At 44.5% G+C, this 19738-nt stretch carries 19 protein-coding genes; 12 read left to right on the plus strand and 7 right to left on the minus strand.

Translation table 11 applies throughout. From position 1 onward, the window contains the following. Window positions 1–44 precede the first annotated feature (44 nt). The 3 genes from ACYQ2C_RS03890 to ACYQ2C_RS03900 all read left to right on the plus strand — a co-directional run bounded on the left by ACYQ2C_RS03890 (window position 45) and on the right by ACYQ2C_RS03900 (window position 2931). Window positions 45–1406, plus strand: a complete 1362-nt coding sequence (locus ACYQ2C_RS03890) for an MFS transporter (RefSeq protein ID WP_460100076.1) — start codon at window positions 45–47, stop codon at window positions 1404–1406. An 80-nt stretch (window positions 1407–1486) separates the two neighbouring features. Then, window positions 1487–2023 carry a single-stranded DNA-binding protein gene (ssb, locus tag ACYQ2C_RS03895; protein WP_460100073.1) on the plus strand — a complete coding sequence of 179 codons (537 nt, stop codon included), beginning with the start codon at window positions 1487–1489 and terminating at the stop codon, window positions 2021–2023. A gap of 32 nt (window positions 2024–2055) precedes the next feature. Then, window positions 2056–2931: a sugar nucleotide-binding protein gene (locus ACYQ2C_RS03900; RefSeq protein WP_460100069.1), complete on the plus strand. Its 876-nt coding sequence runs from the start codon at window positions 2056–2058 to the stop codon at window positions 2929–2931. 11 nt (window positions 2932–2942) lie between these two features. Here the strand turns inward: ACYQ2C_RS03900 and ACYQ2C_RS03905 are convergent, their stop codons facing one another. The 4 genes from ACYQ2C_RS03905 to fabA form a co-directional block, all read right to left on the minus strand. Further along, complete coding sequence (locus ACYQ2C_RS03905; protein ID WP_460100065.1) at window positions 2943–3506, minus strand: hypothetical protein; 564 nt, start codon at window positions 3504–3506, stop codon at window positions 2943–2945. Next, window positions 3493–4434: a DUF6515 family protein gene (locus tag ACYQ2C_RS03910; RefSeq protein WP_460100062.1), complete on the minus strand. Its 942-nt coding sequence runs from the start codon at window positions 4432–4434 to the stop codon at window positions 3493–3495. The genes ACYQ2C_RS03905 and ACYQ2C_RS03910 overlap by 14 nt, the downstream gene beginning before the upstream one ends. A gap of 334 nt (window positions 4435–4768) precedes the next feature. Next, window positions 4769–5986 (minus strand): beta-ketoacyl-ACP synthase I, encoded by a 1218-nt coding sequence (fabB, locus tag ACYQ2C_RS03915; RefSeq protein ID WP_460050255.1) that lies wholly within the window; start codon window positions 5984–5986, stop codon window positions 4769–4771. A gap of 103 nt (window positions 5987–6089) precedes the next feature. Next, entirely contained in the window at window positions 6090–6614 is a 525-nt protein-coding gene (gene fabA / locus ACYQ2C_RS03920) for a 3-hydroxyacyl-[acyl-carrier-protein] dehydratase FabA (RefSeq protein ID WP_460050253.1), read from the minus strand. Between the two features lie 464 nt (window positions 6615–7078). Here fabA and galU point away from each other — a divergent pair, with 464 nt between their 5' ends. Next, window positions 7079–7909 carry a UTP--glucose-1-phosphate uridylyltransferase GalU gene (gene galU, locus ACYQ2C_RS03925; protein ID WP_460050251.1) on the plus strand — a complete coding sequence of 277 codons (831 nt, stop codon included), beginning with the start codon at window positions 7079–7081 and terminating at the stop codon, window positions 7907–7909. A 44-nt stretch (window positions 7910–7953) separates the two neighbouring features. Then, a complete protein-coding gene (locus ACYQ2C_RS03930) occupies window positions 7954–9309 on the plus strand; it encodes a phosphohexomutase domain-containing protein (protein WP_460100057.1) in 1356 nt (451 codons plus the stop codon). A 105-nt stretch (window positions 9310–9414) separates the two neighbouring features. On the opposite strand, the gene ACYQ2C_RS03935 is transcribed toward ACYQ2C_RS03930, so the two are convergent. The 3 genes from ACYQ2C_RS03935 to ACYQ2C_RS03945 all read right to left on the minus strand — a co-directional run bounded on the left by ACYQ2C_RS03935 (window position 9415) and on the right by ACYQ2C_RS03945 (window position 12671). Continuing rightward, window positions 9415–9825, minus strand: coding sequence for a YbaN family protein (locus ACYQ2C_RS03935; RefSeq protein WP_460050247.1), 411 nt, complete (start codon window positions 9823–9825; stop codon window positions 9415–9417). A 177-nt stretch (window positions 9826–10002) separates the two neighbouring features. Then, window positions 10003–11658, minus strand: coding sequence for a glucose-6-phosphate isomerase (gene pgi, locus ACYQ2C_RS03940; protein WP_460100054.1), 1656 nt, complete (start codon window positions 11656–11658; stop codon window positions 10003–10005). A 50-nt stretch (window positions 11659–11708) separates the two neighbouring features. Further along, on the minus strand, window positions 11709–12671 hold the full coding sequence (locus ACYQ2C_RS03945; protein ID WP_460050243.1) for a polyprenyl synthetase family protein: 963 nt from the start codon (window positions 12669–12671) through the stop codon (window positions 11709–11711). 435 nt (window positions 12672–13106) lie between these two features. On the opposite strand from ACYQ2C_RS03945, the gene rplU reads away from it, so the two are divergent. The 7 genes from rplU (at window position 13107) to ACYQ2C_RS03980 (ending at window position 19533) form a co-directional block, all read left to right on the plus strand. Further along, complete coding sequence (rplU, locus tag ACYQ2C_RS03950; RefSeq protein WP_460100050.1) at window positions 13107–13418, plus strand: 50S ribosomal protein L21; 312 nt, start codon at window positions 13107–13109, stop codon at window positions 13416–13418. An 18-nt stretch (window positions 13419–13436) separates the two neighbouring features. Next, window positions 13437–13700, plus strand: coding sequence for a 50S ribosomal protein L27 (gene rpmA / locus ACYQ2C_RS03955; RefSeq protein WP_460050239.1), 264 nt, complete (start codon window positions 13437–13439; stop codon window positions 13698–13700). A gap of 172 nt (window positions 13701–13872) precedes the next feature. After that, a complete protein-coding gene (cgtA, locus tag ACYQ2C_RS03960) occupies window positions 13873–15075 on the plus strand; it encodes an Obg family GTPase CgtA (RefSeq protein ID WP_460100047.1) in 1203 nt (400 codons plus the stop codon). A gap of 293 nt (window positions 15076–15368) precedes the next feature. After that, window positions 15369–16502: a glutamate 5-kinase gene (proB, locus tag ACYQ2C_RS03965; protein ID WP_460100044.1), complete on the plus strand. Its 1134-nt coding sequence runs from the start codon at window positions 15369–15371 to the stop codon at window positions 16500–16502. Between the two features lie 44 nt (window positions 16503–16546). Next, a complete protein-coding gene (locus ACYQ2C_RS03970; RefSeq protein WP_460100041.1) occupies window positions 16547–17599 on the plus strand; it encodes a pyridoxal phosphate-dependent aminotransferase in 1053 nt (350 codons plus the stop codon). Between the two features lie 43 nt (window positions 17600–17642). Continuing rightward, window positions 17643–17921, plus strand: a complete 279-nt coding sequence (locus tag ACYQ2C_RS03975; protein WP_460050229.1) for a hypothetical protein — start codon at window positions 17643–17645, stop codon at window positions 17919–17921. Window positions 17922–18180: 259 nt separating this feature from the next. Then, window positions 18181–19533, plus strand: a complete 1353-nt coding sequence (locus tag ACYQ2C_RS03980; RefSeq protein WP_460100038.1) for a DUF2252 domain-containing protein — start codon at window positions 18181–18183, stop codon at window positions 19531–19533. Window positions 19534–19738 lie beyond the last annotated feature (205 nt).

Here is a 19738-nt window from a genome sequence, read left to right on the forward strand (position 1 = left end):
TGGCATTAAAATAGTTGCCCGCAAAGTTTTAGGAAGAAAGTAGCGTGGCCGATTCACAACCTCTCGAGCGAAAGACCGTTGCTGCTCTGGCAGCTCTATACATCTTTAGGATGTTGGGGCTTTTTATGGTCTTGCCTGTTCTCTCGGTTTTAGGGCAAGAATATCCACAAGCGACACCTGCCTTAATTGGTATCGCTATTGGTGTTTATGGCCTGACCCAAGCGTTGCTGCAAATTCCTCTGGGACTGTTGTCCGATCATGTCGGCAGAAAGCCAGTTATTATTTTTGGCTTAGTCATTTTTGGGGTAGGCAGTGTCATTGCTGCAGAAGCAAATTCTATTTGGATGCTTATTTTAGGTCGTGGCTTGCAGGGGGCTGGGGCAATAGCGGCTGCTATTATGGCCTTGTTGACCGATCTCACCAGTGAAAAAAATCGCACCAAAGCAATGGCTTCGTTGGGCGTTTCTATTGGTGTTGCATTTGCTATTTCTTTAGTGATTGGTCCTTTGATCGCCTCTGCTTGGGGGCTTTCGGGAATTTTCTGGGTATCTGCTGCGTTAATTATTCCCGGTGTTTGGATAACTCTAGGTGTAGTTCCAAACCCACCAAAAAGTTTAATAAACAAGTCACAGCCTGTGTTTCATCAGATCTCAAGTATCGTACGACACGGTCAACTGTTGCGTTTGGATGTGGGAGTGTTTGTTCTGCATATGGCAATGACATCGATGTTTGTGGTTATTCCGACTTTTTTACGCGATGAACTTACCTTGGCCGTTGATAGTCACTGGATGATTTATTTGCCCGTTATGTTGGTTTCTTTTATTGCTATGGTGCCTTTGGTCATCATTGCTGAGAAAAGGCAAAAAATGAAACCGGTATTTATGTTGGCGATATCCTTTGTTTTTCTGGCTCAGATTGTCTTTTCACAATTGATTCACAATACAGCGTTATGGGTAGTTGCTTTGTTTGTGTTTTTCTGGGGATTTAACCTATTGGAAGCGACACTTCCCAGTTTGATGAGCAAACAGGCACCTGTTGGTTCGAAAGGCACAGCATCGGGAGTTTTCTCGACCTTCCAGTTTTTGGGCGCGTTTTGTGGTGGGGTTGTTGGCGGATTCCTAGTGCAGAATTACGGATCGGCAGCTGTATTTGAGTTTGCTGCTGTAATGATATTGATCTGGTTTTCTCTGTCGCTATCTATGAAAGTCCCGCTTCCGCTGCGTGAACTGGTGTTATCGGCTGATGAACATTGTTTTAGCGAGCTGGAACCAAAACTTCGTCAATTAGCTGGTGTTTGTGAAGTTTCTTTTAAAGAAAATAGCCAAGAGATATTGATGAGGGTTGATCAATCTAAATTTAAGCAAGACAGTATTGATGGTCTTGGTTTAGGTCTTTCTATTCGGTAACGTGTTATTCTTGTTACTATTATTTTTCCACGAAATTGGTCGTGGTGATTGTTGAAATTAAAAATTTTCAGGAGATTTACATGGCTCGCGGCATAAACAAAGTGATTCTTGTCGGCAATTGTGGTCAAGATCCAGAAACTCGTTATATGCCAAGTGGTGGGGCCGTGACGAATATCAGTATTGCCACCAGTGAAACTTGGAAAGACAAGCAAACTGGGCAGCCCCAAGAACGAACCGAGTGGCATCGGGTGGTTTTTTTCAACCGATTGGCCGAAATTGCTGGCGAATACCTGCGTAAAGGTTCGCAAGTTTATGTTGAAGGATCTCTGCGCACCCGCAAGTGGCAAGATCAAGGTGGCCAAGATCGATACACCACCGAAATAGTTGCGTCGGAGATGCAAATGTTAGGCGGTCGTACCGAAGCGGCTATGCAAAATCAACGAAATCAGGCTCCGGCTTATGAGTCCGATATGGACGGATACGGTGGCGGCCAATCAGGTGGAAACTACAACAGTCGCCCTAACAACTCCAGTGCTCAGAAGCCTGCTCCTTCAACGCCGCAGCAACCTCAGCAACCGCCGAGTTTCGATTCCTTCGACGATGATATCCCGTTTTAATTGAAGATTTTATTCAGAGTAAGGGCTCGTCTTTGTTTTATTCCGTCTTGATCACCGACACTCAATGTGCTCTTGGTGCGGTTATTGTTAAAGAGCTGCTTGAAAGCTCCTTTGACGTAACAATTCTCTCCGATGACTCCGGACGTTGGCACGAGCCCGATTTTACGTTGGCCTATCTTGCCAAAAACGCTCCAAACTTAGTGATTAACAATTTTGGTTGGAGTGACAATGGAAATTCTTTGAATTTAGAAAATCATCTGGCAGTTGCTCAGTGTCTTGTCGATGGTTGCCGGAACATAGGTTCACCATTAATTCAGTTGTCGAATTACCGAGTATTCAGCGGTAAAAAATCCGGTTTTATCGAGTCGGACGAACCAGTCGCTAGAGATAACATTGGCGAAGTGTATTTAAATTCTGAAAAGATCGTCGAGGCTCTGGATAAGCATCTTATTTTACGGCTGGGTTGGGTGCTTGGCGCCAGTGGCACTAATCTTCTGACGGAGATTGCGAGTAAGTTTGTTGCAGGCGATGACGCTGCAATCTTTTCTGAGCGCAGAGGCTCACCGGTTGGTCACCACGATGTCGCTCGTATTATTTTGGCATTGGTTAAGCAGATCAGTTGTGGGTCGGAAAACTGGGGTACTTTTCACTACAGTTCCAGTGACGCCTGTACCGAAGGGGAATTTGCCCGTGAGGTTTTGTCCGAATTGCAGTCTAGTTTTGATCTCGGAACCATCACAGCCAATGTTGTAGAGATGGATTCCGAGCCTGTGAGTGCTGCATTGGGTTATAAGCGTCTAATGGATAACTTTGGCATCCAGCCTAAAATGTGGCGCCAAAGTTTATCGACAGAATTGGGTTTGTGGGTTAATCATTACCAACAACACAAGACATCCTGCGATCAATAGCCCCACATTATTTACCTAACACTGTAATGTCTTCCAGTCATACAGGCTGAGAACGCACGAATATAGTCGTTGATACCTTGCTCATAGGCTTGTTGTTCCCTTTGTTGTTTTTCTGAGAGCACGGTAGCTTGTTCCTGAGCCTTACGATATCCCGACTGTTCATTTTGAGAGCCGATTATCGCTCCTACCGTTGCCCCCACAACTGCTCCTGCGGCAGTATTTCTGTGTTCACCGCGATGATATCCGCCGCCAGATTTTATGGTTGAACCGATAACGGCTCCTGCGATAGTCCCAATTATTGTGCCTCTAGCTGTATCGCCGCGATTTTGGTTAGCTACCACTCTGGTTGAATAGTTGGCAGCTGGCTCCTGCAGAGTTGACGGATCTACTCCTGTCGCTGAAACCGCCCAGCGATAGCATTCATAGCGATCTCTCTGCGTCTGCTCTTGGCTTTGGCCTGCTGCTGGATAGGTAAAAATATCCGGATCTGATGCGTGTGAGATAACAGAAACTAAAGCAAGTAACGAGATACCTGTAATCTTCGCGCTGTTTACTAGTAATTTATTTAACAACATAACCTCTGCCCTCTAAGCACGCAGCCTGTGCGCGATAATAGTTTTCTCGACTTCCTCTGTTACGGTTGCTGTTACTTGGGTCATAGTCGGATTGGTCGGTAGCCCAGCGATGACATTGGTATCGATCTGCTTCAAGCTCAGATTCGGTCTGTCCTTCGGCCGGATAGATAAGCCATTCTCGTGAGTAATCTGAACTGGTTTCGTTATAGGACACTTGTGTTTGTTTAGGAGGTTCTACCACCACGTAATCATCGCCATGTTTTTGGTAGTAAATATCGTTAACCACAAAGTAGGTGAGAGCGCCAAAAGCAAAGGTTGCATAACCATAGGGTAGATGACTCACGTGAACCCCGTAAGGCGCTCTGACAACAACATAACCGTATGAACTGGGTCTGTAGTAGTTGCCGCCGTGGTAATACAGTGGATAGCTACTGTAGCGTAATCGCTTGTATCCACGTGGCAAATATCTTACTTCGTGTCCGTAACGGTGATGAGCGTTGGTGTGATGATTACGGTAGTTGTAGTTGTTTGTGTAATTTCGATGATAGTTGTTGTTATCGCCGTGAGAGTAATTGTTGTTATGAGAATAATTGTTATTGGAATAGTTGTTGTTCCGATTGTAACTGGTTTGGCGATTATCTCTGTTGTGACTCCAATTACTGTTATGATTTTGCGGCTTACTGGAGTAAGTTTTCTTTAGATTTTCATAGTTAGACTTGTGCCCAGAATGCTCTTGGGCATGGTAATTTTTTGAACTATGTTCTTTTTTGATTTGGTTAAGTTCAGCGTGAGCAGAATGGCTCAGGGTAAAAGCCATTAATAAAGCAGCTACCGATGAGCTGAGCCTACCCCATCTTTTGTTCTCGCCTCTTACATGAGTGCGCGCGTTTTTATCATTTTCTTGGGTTGCTTTGTTAAGCTGTCGCATAACTAAATCCCCTCATTTTCATTATTAGTTCAAGTCAACGTAATTTATGGAGCTGCGTTATCGCATTAAGCAGATTTCAGTTTACAGAAATTGGCTGAACAGTAGCTGATCGAGAAACCATGCCACTTGACGGAGTTAGTCAGTGAAATCGAGAGAGGTATTGGGAACTTGCAATGATAAGTTTGTTACTAGCTGTTAATAAGCGAGATTGGTATTAGGTTCTAGGTTGTTTACGGGTGAGAGGCGATTGTTGGACTTAGTGGGAGTTTAGCGGTGGTGATAATGGATCATGCTCTCTAAGCTTTGCGCAGTCGAGAGCATGTTACTGGGTCGATCAGTCTTGATACTTGCTCATGATTAAGGTTGCGTTAGTGCCACCAAAACCGAAGCTGTTAGACATCACGGTATTGAGATCAACATCATCAATACGTGTTTGTACAATGTTGGCTCCATCTGCGCCGGCATCCAACTGGTCTATGTTTGCAGAGGCAACAATGAATCTATGTTTCATCATAAGCATGCAGTAAATAGCTTCCTGAACACTTGTAGCGCCTAAGGAATGACCGGTTAGAGATTTTGTAGAGCTAACTGGAGGAACAGCGCCAGCGAAGGCTTGCTTAACGGCGCCAAGCTCTTGGATATCTCCCGCAGGTGTCGATGTACCGTGTGAATTGATGTAATCAATTTTGCTATTAACGGTAGACATGGCTTGCTTCATACATCGTACTGCACCTTCTCCAGAAGGCGCGACCATGTCGTAACCATCTGAGGTAGCTCCGTAACCGATGATTTCACCGTAGATTTTTGCGCCACGAGCCTTAGCATGCTCAAGTTCTTCTAACACCACACAACCGCCGCCACCAGCAATGACAAAGCCGTCTCGGTCGGCATCGTACGCGCGGGATGCTTTTTCGGGAGTATCGTTATACTTGGTGGATAAGGCGCCCATTGCATCGAACATGCATGTTAACGACCAATGCTCTTCCTCACCACCACCTGCGAAGACTATGTCTTGCTTACCCAGCTGGATTTGCTCAACGCCGTTACCAATGCAATGTGCGCTGGTTGCGCAAGCAGAAGAGATTGAATAGTTAACACCTTTAATTTTAAACGGTGTTGCTAGACAAGCTGAGGTGGTACTACCCATGGTTTGGGTTACACGATAAGGCCCAACACGTTTTACGCCTTTCTCGCGAAGAATATCCGCCGTCTCGATTAGATTGGCTGTAGATGCTCCACCGGAACCCATGATGATGCCGGAGCGCTCATTAGAAACGTCGGACTCTTCAAGCCCGGAGTCGGCAATAGCTTGTTGCATAGATAGGTATGCGTATCCGGACGCCGGACTCATAAAGCGATAAATCTTGCGATCAATCAACTCTTTTAGGTCTAAGTCTATACTTCCGGCAATATGGCTTCTAAAGCCCATTTCTTTGTATTGCGGCTGAAAGCGAATACCAGAGCGTCCATTTCTCAGTGATTCGAGAACCGTATCTAGGTCATTACCAATACAGGAAACAATACCCATTCCGGTAACTACAACGCGTCTCATATGCTGCCCCACCTGGTGAGCCATTTACTGGCTAAAAAGTTATAACTGTGAAAATTCAATATAATTTGTAGTGCTCAATATTGAAAGCTGAACTGCAATTACATTAGAACTTGCTGGTGTCTGTAAATAGACCAACACGCAAATCGTTCGCTGTGTAAATTGGCTTGCCATCAACCGATGCGGAGCCATTTGCAATACCCATAACCAGTTGTCTTTCTACCACACGCTTTAGGTTTATATGATAGGTGACTTTTTTAGCGGTTGGTAAAATTTGACCGGAGAATTTTACTTCCCCAGAGCCTAATGCTCTTCCTTTACCAGGATTGCCTCGCCATCCTAGATAGAAGCCAACCAATTGCCACATGGCATCTAAGCCTAAGCAGCCGGGCATAACCGGGTCGCCCGGAAAATGACATTCAAAAAACCACAAGTCGGGATTGATATCCAGCTCAGCGATAATCTCGCCTTTGCCGAACTCCCCGCCCTCAGTGCTGATGTGCGTAATTCTATCGATCATCAACATGTTAGGTACAGGCAAGCGAGCGTTATCAGGCCCGAACATTTTTCCATGTCCGCAATCAATTAGCTCTTCGCGGCTATAGGCGTTTTTAGGTATAAAAGAATCCATAAATTGACTCTAACAGTTTTCGTTACGAATGAGCCATTGTTCGAAAGTCGATGTGCTGGCTAGCGAAGGGGGCACATTCTAATGGATGATGGCTTCTTGTCCAGATTAAATACTAGTGTTTGTTGGAATGTTGGTTCTTGAAGCTGCGGTTTTTGAAGTGAAATTATTTCTATACATACATTTTTTGCGAGCTGGAATTTCGGTAATCAGATAGATGATAATGACATCTCTAGTGCAGCTTCAAGGGTCGTAAAGATCAAACTTACGTCTGAAAATACGGCCATTTGCTTTGAATTTGTAAATAAATTCCAAGATATGCGAGTTGAGTTATTTGCAACTTTTATCACAGAACACGTTCAGAAAAACTATGTTAAGGTGATACTTGTGTGAATAAAACCATCAAAGATCACAAATCTTGGATAGCATAAGTTTGAAAGAATCAATTAATTTAAGGATTAAATGAAATGATCAAGAAGTGTCTGTTCCCGGTGGCGGGCTACGGTACCCGTTTTCTTCCTGCAACCAAATCCATGCCGAAAGAAATGCTACCGATCGTAAATAAACCTTTGGTTCAGTACGGTGTGGAAGAGGCAATTGAAGCCGGCCTAACCGAAATCGGTTTAGTGACTGGTCGTGGAAAGCGCGCAATTGCTGACCATTTTGATGTCAGTTATGAACTTGAGCATCAAATCGCGGGAACGTCTAAAGAAGAATTCTTGAGCAGTATTCGCGAAGTTATGAGCAAAGCTACCTTCTCAATGACTCGCCAGCAAGAAATGCGTGGTTTGGGTGACGCTATTTTAAACGGTCGTCGCTTAATAGGTGACGAGCCCTTCGGCGTGGTTTTATCGGATGACTTGTGTTTAAACACCGAAGGTGGTGATGGTGTTTTGGCTCAGATGGTTCAGTTGTACAAACAGTTCCGATGCAGCATTGTCGCAATTCAAGAAGTTCCAGAAGATCAGATCAGTAAGTTTGGTGTGATTGCCGGTGAAAAACTGAAAGACGGTATCTTCCAAGTCACCAACATGGTTGAAAAACCTGCGGTAGAAGAGGCACCAAGTAACCTTGCGATTATCGGTCGATACATTTTGACGCCAGATATTTTTGAAATCATCGAGAATACGCCTCCCGGTAAAAATGGCGAGCTTCAACTGACCGATGCTCTATTAACACAAGCCAAAAATGGTTGCGTTTTAGGTTACAAATTCAAAGGCACTCGTTTCGATTGCGGTAGTGTGGATGGCTTCGTAGAAGCAACCAACTACGTCTACAACAACATTTATAAGATGTAATCTCCAATCTGTATCGCTTGGTAAAGAAATAAGGGTTCCCTTCCGTGGATAACAAAATATCCTGTTTTAAAGCTTATGATATCCGCGGACAGGTTCCCGGTCAGTTAAACGAAGATGTCGCCTACCGTATAGGTCGTGCGTTTGCTCAGTACTTATCGGCTAAAAAGGTCGTTGTTGGGCACGACATTAGATTGTCCAGCCCAGCCCTGACAGACAGTCTTATCGACGGTCTTACCGACGGCGGCGCCGATGTGTTGCACATTGGTGTTTGCGGAACAGAAGAAGTTTACTTTGCGAGTTTTAGTCGAGATGTAGACGGCGGTATTTGCGTGACCGCCAGTCACAACCCCATTGACTACAACGGTATGAAGCTGGTCCGACGGGGTTCTCGCCCAATCAGTGGTGACACCGGATTGTTTGACATCCAAGCCCTGGCAGAATCTGGTGATTTTAATCAAGTTAAAAAAGGCGCTGTTAGTCATTTAAATTCAAGACCTTCGTACATTGATCATCTTCTGACTTATGTTGATCTTTGCAAGCTCTCTTCTCTTAAGATTGTCGCCAATCCCGGTAATGGTGGAGCGGGTCTTATCGTAGATGCGATCGAGGAACGCCTTCCAACCGTTAAATTCGTAAAAATTCAGCACGAGCCTGATGGCCAATTCCCAAACGGCATTCCTAATCCTTTATTACCAGAAAATCGTAGCAGTACTTCTTGTGCGGTTATTGATAATCAGGCCGATTTTGGCATTGCTTGGGATGGTGATTTTGATCGTTGTTTCTTTTTTGATGAAAATGGTCGTTTTATCGAAGGGTATTATTTAGTTGGTTTGCTGGCAGAGGCTTTTCTTAAAAAATCGGCTGGCAGCAAAATTGTTCATGATCCGCGTTTGACTTGGAATACCCAAAGTATCGTCAAGCAACACGGCGGTGTGCCGGTTATGAGTAAAACGGGCCACGCGTTTATTAAAGAACGAATGCGCGAAGAAGACGCTATTTATGGCGGTGAGATGAGCGCCCATCATTACTTTAGAGACTTTGCATACTGCGACAGCGGTATGATTCCGTGGTTACTGGTCGCCGAGCTTGTTTCTGTTACGGGTAAACCTCTATCAAAATTGGTGGATGAGTGTATGCGCGCTTATCCGTGCAGTGGTGAAATTAATCGCGTAGTTGAAAACTCTCAGGCAGTCATTGATCGTATCGAAGCTTTCTATTCGGCATCTGCCAACCACATAGACTACACCGATGGTGTATCAATAGAGTTCGATGATTGGCGTTTTAATCTTCGCAGATCGAATACCGAGCCCGTTATTCGCCTAAATGTTGAAACTCGCGCTAATCAAGCATTGATGGAAGAAAAAAGGGATGAGCTATTGGCGCTTATGGAATTGGCCTAAATACCTTTCATTGATTCGAGAGTCGTTTGGTCACGAGAAAGAAATCTCATTGCCATAGTCTGTCGACTGATCATTTCGATGATTTTCCGAGATGATCTTGCTCCATCAAAGTTGTTCCGATTTCGCTTTTCGAGCCAAGCGGCACAGGTAGATTGTTGTTCCCGTGCCGATGCTCGACAGAAGAAGCACCGACCACCATTTACCCACAATTAACATCGATATCGCTAATGTGATCCACAAGGTGATTAGTGCTCGATTCCTCACTTTTAATGAGATTCCCCGGCCAGCCTCCCATTCGGTGATAATTGGCCCAAGAAATCGATTCGATACCAGCAGTTGATGAAATCTCTTACTGGATCGAGCGAAACACCATGACGAGAGCAACACAAAAGGTGTGGTAGGCAGTAACGGTAGGAAAATTCCCAAGATACCCAGCGTTAATGATATCCAGCCGGTAACAATGAGTAACCAGCGTTTCGAAAAATGTATTTCGGTGTATTTATCTTGAGAATGCAATTGTGAATTCGCCGGAGACTTGGTTTATAGGGCACCGGGCTATTATTGATCTAATGTTATTGCGATTAAAGAGTTTGTTGGACTAAAACTAAGATGACATCTCTCTTAATGGTTTTAGCAATTATTAAGAGAGATGTACGCAAGCGATACATGTGCTTCCGTGGCGACGCTTGTGTTTTATTTGCCGGTGGCCCCTAATTTTGCAATTAAAGAGCGGGTCGAAGAGTCCCAAGAGTCTGGGCATTCCCCGCTGGTGAGCGCTGGGTAGATTTTCATCCCGAGTTGCTTGCCAAGCTCAACGCCCCATTGATCAAAAGGATTTAAATCCCAAAGCACGCCTAGGCAATATACTTTGTGTTCGTACAGCGCGATTAAGCTTCCCAAAGACTCTGGCGTGAGTTGCTCTAGAAGTAGTGTGTTGCTGGGGCGATTGCCAGGGATAACCTTGTGAGGCGCTATTTTTCGCGCCTCATCTTCTGTTTTGCCGCTTTCAAGAAGCTCTTCATAAGCCTGCTCAAAAGATTTTCCCGCAAGTAATGCTTGGGATTGGCCAATACAGTTTGCCGATAAATAATGGTGATGGCTGTCTAGACCACTCATAGGTTTTATGCTGGCAATAAAATCCACTAACACCTTACGAGTGCCTTGGTGCAGTAACTGGTGGAAAGAGTGCTGACCGTTGGTTCCCTCAGTACCCCAAAGAATAAGTCCCGAATTGTAGTCTAGAGGATTGCCATTATGGTTTACGCGCTTGCCGAGGCTTTCCATGTCGAGCTGTTGAAGGTATGCAGGAAGGCGATTTAAGCGCTGAGCATAAGGCAGGATTGCTTGGCTCTCGTAACCTTGTGTCGAGCTGTACCAAAACGTCAGTAAAGCGAGCACGGCCGGCATATTTTCTTTGAGCGGAGCATCGTGAAAGTGCCGATCCATTACGGCGGCGCCGTCGAGTAGACGTCTGAAATTATCAAAGCCCAGTGCGAACGCGATGGGCAAGCCGATGGCTGACCATAAGGAATAGCGTCCGCCAACCCAACTCCACATTGGCAGAATGTTGTTTTCAGAAATGCCAAATTCAATGGCTGCTGAAATGTTACTGCTAACGGCCACAAAATGATGTTGTAGCTGTTCGTGTTTGCAGCCGAAGTTTAATAACCAACGTCGTGCAGCCAGAGCATTCTCACGGGTTTCTAAGGTTGAGAATGATTTTGACGCGATGACGAACAATGTCGTTTCTGGATTTAATGCTTCCAGTTGGTCGGCAAGGTCGGCGCCATCAATGTTTGCCGCAAAATGAACCTCTAAGGATTTATTTTTAAAAGCCTTAAGTGCCGTAACTACCATTCTCGGGCCAAGATCCGATCCGCCGATACCAATGTTAACTACATCGGTAATGGCTTTGCCGGTGTGACCAAGCCATTGACCGGTATGAACCTCATTAACCAATGATTCAACTTTTTCGAGCGCTGCTTTTACCTCGGCTTGCTTTTCTGAGGGACAAAGTTCCGGCGTTCTTAATGCCGTATGCAGGGCAGGGCGGTGTTCGGTATTGTTGACCAGATCACCCGAATACAACGCTTGAATCCAAGCGGGCAGTTTTGCGTCGTTGGCAATTTCGCAAAGTGCCTCGAAAATGTCCTCGTTGATGTGATTTTTCGAGAAATCCAGAAAGATTTGTCCTACTGAGAGTGAGTATTTCTCGGCTCGTTTAGGATCTTTTGCAAATAGATTGGTAAGATTTTCATCCCAGCTGAGCGCTAAAGACTTTAGCTTTTCCCAGCTGGGGTAAGAATAGTGGTCTTTAATTGAAGTGTTCGAATCTAGATTGTTGGTCATGGTTCGCTGTAATCCCTTGCCTGCTATCCTTGCTTAAGGTTTGTCCTTCTTTAGCGATCTCGGTTTATGGCGAAATTAGCCAAGTCCTCCATCGCATCTCTGTAATCACTTTTGGGCAGTTCTAAAAGAGAATCTTTAGCTCTCTGCACATGGTGTGCCGCCTGCTCATGAGTATATTTTAGCCCGCCGGTCGATTTTACCAGCGCGACGATTTCATTTAGATGTTCAACGCTACCATTACGAATCGCGTTTGCCACCAGATCTTTTTCGGCAGCGGTGCCGTGATTCATGGTGTAAATAAGAGGTAATGTTGGTTTGCCTTCGGCGAGATCGTCGCCGACATTCTTGCCCAACGCTTGTGCGTCACCTTCGTAATCTAAGGCGTCGTCGACTAATTGGAAGGCAAGACCAAGACTGGAGCCGTACGCGGCAAAGGCTTGTCGCTGTTTATCGGTTGCATTGCATAAAACCATAGAGGTTTCACAAGCAGCTTCAAACAGTGCGGCGGTCTTTTTGTTGATAACCTTAAAGTAATTCTCTTCGCTAACGTTCGGGTCTTTGGCGTTAACCAATTGCTGCACTTCTCCTTCCGAAATCACATTAGTGGTGTTCGAAAGAATGCTCATGATGTCCATATTGCCAATGGCGACCATCATTTGAAAAGCTCGGCTGTATAAGAAGTCGCCAACCAAGACGCTTGGCGCATTACCCCAGTTGGCATTAGCTGTAGGACGGCCTCGTCGCAGTTCAGACATGTCGACAACATCATCATGCAGTAATGTTGCGGTGTGAATAAATTCAATAATAGCTGCAAGTTTTAAATGGTTTGTGCCTGAATAGCCCAATGCGTTTGCACCGAGCAGAACCAGAAGTGGTCGCAGGCGTTTGCCGCCGGCTTCGACAAGGTATTGGCCAATATTCTCAACAAGAGTAACGTCGGAATAGAGTTCATCGATGATAAGTTGATTAACCGCTTCAAAGTCAGTGCGGACAACATTATGAAAAGAGAGCATTCGGTGATTCATTTTACAAAAAATAAAGTTAGGCGCATCCTAGGCACGAGAGCTGCTACCGTCAAGCTGTTGTGACGCTTTAGTTATCATTGTATGCCGCTTGTTTTACACATTTTCAGTTCGCTCATCCTTTGGTCTGATTAAAATAAGAGATCCTATTAATAGACAGTCGTCGCGCTAGGACGTGCTAACACCGATTATCTGCTCTTCGATGACCAACAAGCTTGCAGTGGCGCCCAAGATTGCCGTTTCGCGTTAAAATATTTGGTTATGAAATAGGCGCTTGTATCTTTGCTTCATTTCCCATAAAATCCGCCACCCTTAAACAAACGTCGCAAGTTTTTCATTCGTGTTGACTTGAAAAAATGATGAACAAGTAATTTTTTGCATTCATCATACTTCGTGGCGTCCGATTTCATTAATTGGAGCAAATGCATGTACGCAGTTATTGTTAGTGGCGGTAAGCAACACCGTGTCGCCGAAGGTGAAGTTCTTCGATTAGAAAAAATCGAAGTTGCCACCGGTGAAACCGTTGATTTTGATAAAGTTTTGTTAGTTGCCAACGGTGACGACGTAAAAATTGGTGCGCCAGTTGTTGATGGTGCAAAAGTTTCTGCTGAAGTTGTTGCCCACGGTCGTGCTGACAAAGTGAAAATTGTTAAATTCCGTCGCCGTAAGCACTCCATGAAGCGCCAGGGTCACCGTCAGTGGTACACTGAGGTGAAAATCACCGGCATCCAAGGCTAATCTAAGAGGTATAATCTAATGGCTCATAAAAAGGCAGGTGGTAGTACACGTAACGGCCGCGACTCGGAAAGTAAACGCTTAGGGGTTAAGCGCTTTGGCGGTCAAGAAGTACTTGCTGGCAACATTCTAGTTCGCCAACGCGGTACTAAGTTCCATGCTGGTGTAAACGTTGGTATTGGTAAAGACCATACCTTGTTTGCAAAAGAAGATGGCACTGTAAAATTTGAAGTTAAAGGCCCAAAAAATCGTAAATACGTAAGTATTGTTCCTGTTGTTCAATAAGCAGGGCGATTAAAGCCAACCTTCTTGTAAGGTTCTTCGAAAAACCCCATCACTCCGATGGGGTTTTTTTTATTATAAAATTAAGTAAATTGGATATGGTAATAAGGCCGCGAACAAAGGGATTCAACTGTTGCGGTTTCCAAGACCGAACAACTCCAAACAGAGGTAGTTGATGAAATTTGTCGATGAAGCACCGATTTTTGTGAAAGCCGGTGACGGTGGTAATGGCTGTATGAGCTTTCGCCGTGAGAAGTTTATCCCCAACGGTGGGCCAGATGGCGGTGATGGCGGTGATGGCGGCAGCGTTTATCTGCTTGCGGATGAAAACCTAAATACGTTGGTCGACTATCGATACCAACCTAAATATCGCGCCCAAAATGGGCAGTCGGGAAGTTCTCGAGATTGCCGCGGCAGTAAAGGCGAAGACCTTTTTCTTAAGGTCCCGGTTGGCACCACGGTTATCGATTTAGATACCGAAGAACAGCTCGGTGATTTAAAAGAGCCGGGTCAAAAACTGAAAGTCGCTCAAGGAGGCTTCCACGGTTTGGGAAATACGCGATTTAAATCGAGTATTAACCGTGCTCCCCGCCAAACAACGCCTGGTTCAGAAGGTGAAGCACGTAATATCAAGCTTGAATTACGTGTTTTGGCTGATGTGGGTTTGTTGGGTATGCCAAATGCGGGTAAATCTACTTTTATTCGCGCCGTGTCGGCTGCAAAACCGAAAGTGGCAGACTATCCCTTTACAACGCTTGTTCCTAACCTTGGTGTGGTAAAGGTTAACGAACACAGAAGCTTTGTGATTGCGGATATTCCCGGCCTTATCGAAGGTGCCTCTGAGGGCGCAGGCCTTGGTATTCGGTTTTTGAAGCACTTAACTCGTTGCCGCATTATGCTGCATCTGGTTGATATGTTTCCCTACGACGGTTCTACTCCGGCTGAGAATATACAAAAAATTCAGACAGAACTTGAGAAGTTCAGCCCAACATTGTCTCAACGCGAGCAGTGGTTGGTGTTGAATAAAATCGATCTATTACCACCCGATGAAGTCGAGTCTCGTACTCAAGAAGTGGTCGATGCCCTGAACTGGCAAGGTCGAGTGGTTAAAGTTGCAGCAATCAACAAAAATGGCACCGCACTGGTAGCGTCTCAGGTGCTGAATCATCTCGAAGAGCTATGGCAACTGGAGAAAGATGATCCAGAGGCTGGCGAGCGCGAAATCAATATTCAAAAGCAAATGCAAGAAGAAGCTCGCGAGCGTATTGAAGCCCTAAGAGAGTCCAAGCGGGCAGAGCGAATGGCCAAAAACCTCAGTGATGACGACGATGACTGGGATGATGACGATTACGATGTAGAGATTATCTACGCACCTTAGTCGGTATTCCCAAAGCAGAGTGACAGCCGGGTGGACGTATATAGCTTGATTTACGTGAAAAAGCTCGGCACTTAAATATAGCTCTGCTGAAATTTTTGGTCAGCATTGATCAGTTTTTCTATATTTTTCAATAAGTTAATTTAGGTTCTCAAGTTTTACTTATTAACTATAGATCTGAGTAATGGTTGGCTCCCAAAAAAAAACCGAGCGAGTTACACTTGCGCGCTTGCTGTGATAGTAAGCGTTCGCAAGTCATACGAGCCTATAATTATTTCGGGAGTTGAGTGGTCATCATGAGTATCAGGGAAAGCCTACACCAGCGTAAACGCTGGATTATAAAAATTGGCAGTGCATTATTAACCGACAACGGACGTAAACTGGATAAACCCGCAATCGAGCGTTGGGTTGAACAAATTGCTCGACTGCAAAAGCTCGATAAAGAAATCATTTTAGTTTCCTCTGGCGCTGTGGCCGCAGGCATGAAACGTTTGGGTTGGAACGAACGCCCAGATCGTATTCACGAACTACAGGCAGCCGCGGCGGTTGGTCAGATGAGTCTGATTCAGACCTATCAAGAAGCCTTCTCGAAGTACTCTATTCAAACCGCACAAGTACTTCTTGATCATGATGACTTATCCAGTCGTGAGCGCTATCTAAACAGTCGATCAACTCTTAATACTTTATTGCATTATGGTGTGATCCCGGTCGTTAACGAAAACGACACGGTAGTAACCGATGAAATCCGTTTTGGTGATAACGACAGCCTTGCGGCACTGGTTGCAAATCTTGTTGATGCCGACATTCTCGTCATTCTTACCGACCAAGACGGCATGTATACCGCAGATCCTCGCAATAATCCTGACGCGAAACTCATTGCCGAAGCTAATGCCAGTGATACATCTTTAGATGCAATGGCCGGGGGCGGTGGCGCTTTAGGTCGCGGCGGTATGCAAACTAAGGTTCGTGCTGCACGTCTTGCGGCGCGCTCCGGTACTCATACCTTTATTGTTGGCGGCAGAATCGAATCGGTAATTTCGCGAATCGCCGATGGAGAAACCCTAGGCACATTGATGGTGGCCGATCGCCAGCCCGATCAAGCGCGTAAACAATGGCTTGCGGGTCACCTTCAAACTCGTGGCACATTAGTGTTAGATGAAGGTGCCGTAAAAGTGCTTAAGCAACAGGGCCGCAGCCTATTAGCCGTGGGTGTAAAAGATGTGATTGGTCAATTTACTCGCGGAGACATGGTTCGCTGTATCGATTTTGAAGGAATCGAAGTTGCCCGTGGGCTGGTCAATTACAGTGCGCGGGAAGTGGAAAAAATTAAAGGTCAACCCACCGAATCCATTGAAGAATTGCTTGGCTATAAAGACGAAGACGAGCTTATTCATCGCGATAATCTGGTTGTACACAAACATCATTTTTAGTCGCAAAAAATTAGTTTACTTTAAACTGCTGAAGAGAATATCAAGTGAGTATATTTAAAGATCACATTAGCGCTATGGAAGCCTACAAACCACCTCTAGAAGGTCGTGACGGCCAGCGTTTTGTATTGCTAGATTTCAACGAGCGAACCATTCCAGTTAGCCCGGCAATCAAACAAGCATTGGTCGACTTTATTCACAGTGATCGTATTCAGCAGTACCCCAATTACGGCAACATCACCGGGCAGTTGGCAGAGTACTGCGGAGTCACCTCCGATCAAGTAGCCATTACCAACGGTTCCGACCACGGAATTGAACTTGCTATTCGCGGTGTATGCCGTGAGGGTGATCAGGCTATTATTCCTGGGCCAACCTTCGCCATTTACAGCCAAGTTGCTAAGGTCGAAGGCTTAAGTATTGTCTCACCGGAATACACCCAACAAGGCGGTTATCCCATAGATGAAGTAATCGCTGCGATCACCGATAAAACTCGCTTAATAGTTGCTGCAAACCCAAATAATCCTTGTGGTACACCCATTAGTTTGAGTGATATTGAGCGACTTGCAGTGGCTGCGCCTAACGCCGTTATCTTAGTGGACGAGTGTTATTATGAATACACGCGATTAACCGCTAAGTCGTTAATCGAGAATTACAAAAACATTGTCATTACTCGCACCTTCTCAAAAACTTGGGGAATGCCCTCTCTGCGTTTTGGTTATGTGATTACCTGTAAAGAAAATATCAATGCAATATTGGTGATGCGCGGGCCTTACGATATTAATCAGCTGGCCGTGGTGGCCGCGAGCGCCGCCTTAAATGATCCAGAATATACCGAGCAATATATTCAAGAAGTTATGGGGCAAAGTAAGCCATTACTTGAAAGTTTTCTTGCAGAAAAAGGCATTAATTTTTGGAAATCTGTCGCAAACTATATTTTGGTGTACTTCGATAACCCAGAAAACATTAAGCGTGCGTTAGAAACGGCTGGAATTTTAGTAAGACCAAGAGTAGATAACCAAGGCAAAACTGCACTTAGAATTACCTTTGGCACGCTTGAGCAAACACAAAAGCTCATCAGTGTTCTTAACGATCTTATTTAAATTTAACGCTTAACTAATTCACCGTGCGATAAAAAACGAGCTTATGTATATTTTTTCAGTAACCGCAAAAACCCGAACCGATATCGAAGGATTCAGTAAAGACAGCCCTGCGCCATTTATTGTATACATAGATTTTAAAGATTTATTTGGCGCAGAACAGCTGGCGAAACTCTTTGTTATGAAAGCCGGTTTTTACGATGTTATTATCGAAAAAAGAAAACAACTACCACAAGGCAAAGTATTGCAGCTCAAACGAAAAGATAAACAAATTCAAGAAGCGCTGGAAACCGGCTACGCGGTTCAGTTGTTTGATGAGCACTGAATTTGAGTATGTAGATCAGCGTAAATTTAAGCGTTATTTTTAAAAGCCTCATTTGAGGCTTTTTTTATATCTGGTAAATTCTGGATAAAGTTACTTTTAATTAATTCGTTTTCATACTTTTACCGCTGACGGTATTCTGTGTAATAAACTTGTTAAATTTTTGAAACACAACAATCACTATTCTGTCACCAAAGCTCGTTAAAACGTTGCCTCCTATTCAATGATCACAATTTTTTGTGATGTTATAAGAGTCAATGTTATGAAGAAGTTCGTCGCTGTTTTTGGGTTGATGTTGGGTTTGTCTGCAACGGTTCAAGCAGATAGAGCAACGGATGTTATTAACGCAATTCAGCAATGGAATGCACCACTTTCTTCGGTTGATCGGCAGGGAAAATACTGCCGTATGGCGGAATCTGCTTTCACTTTTTATCGCGGTTCTAATCATTTATTTTGGCAAGATTTTTCGAATGATCCGCGCTTAAATCAGTTTTCCAGTTCTCGAACGGTTACTTGGTTGCAAGGTGATTTGCACGCAAATAATTACGGTGCCTTTGATGATGACAAAGGTACGGTGGTTTATGAGTTAAATGATTTTGATGAGTCGGTTCTTGCGAATTATCAATACGATATTTGGCGAATGGCGACCAGTATTTTATTAATTGCGCGCGAAAATGATGGTTTCAGTAATAGTGATCAAGAAATATTTGTTGATGCCTTTACCGAAAATTATCTAGACACCATTGCCGATGTTCGTGGAAATTCCTCAGAAACCAGTATTACGCTTAATGCCTCAAATACCTACGGTTTACTCGATGATTTTTTGCGAGATGTGGAGCAATCACAAAGCCGAGTTAAAATGCTGGATCAATGGACAAACCTGTCGAGTTCGTCGCGAATTTTTGATTTAACGGATGAACGTTTATCGGCTATTTCTAGCACTACTCGCAATGCCATTATTAATCAGATGAGTCATTACGGAAATACACTTAGTGGCGCGCTTAGCTACAATACCAGTTATTTTCGAGTAAAAGATATTGCCCAACGTAAACTTGCAGGAATTGGTTCCTTCGGAACACCGAGATTTTATGTGTTAATTGAAGGCCCCACTAATAGCGCTAGTGACGATAGAATTTTAGACGTAAAATTACAACGGTCGCCAACTCCGTATCGCTTTTTAGGAACGAGTTTTCAGTCTCAATACAATTCACAATTTATTAATCACGCGTCACGTCATGCGATTGCATTTAATGCCTTAACACGCCGCACCGATGACCATGTGGGTTGGATGAGTTTTAATGGTGGAGCCTATTCGGTGCGAGAGCGTACCGCTTTTCGAGAAACCTTTGATACTTCTGATTTAACCTCTCAAACTCGCATGATTAATTTAGCTGAGCAGTGGGGAGCTGCGCTGGCCTATGCTCACGCTCGATCAGATCGCGACGGCAATGCAAACTTTATTAATTATTCGTTCGATACCGAGGTAGATAATCTCACCGATGGTTCACATTCAGAATTTCGGGCCTTGGTGCGCAGCATTGCCTTTAATTACGCAGAATTAGTTGCATCTGATTACGCGACCTTTCTGTCGGTATTTCCGAGTAATTGTAATTAATATCGGTATCTAAAAGGTTTTTAATGAGAATTTCTAGTGACATAAGGAAGTGTCGCCAATTTCAAAGACGGTACAAGATTGAAGCTGTGAGGAAATTGTAATTCGCACTTTCAATTTCTGACCTCTGATTGAATCATGGATGAGTTAATCAGAGGTTCCTATAAGTAAGATGTTTAACTTAGAACTGATTTACCATGTTCTCCAG

This window comes from Sessilibacter sp. MAH3 (assembly GCF_054658275.1).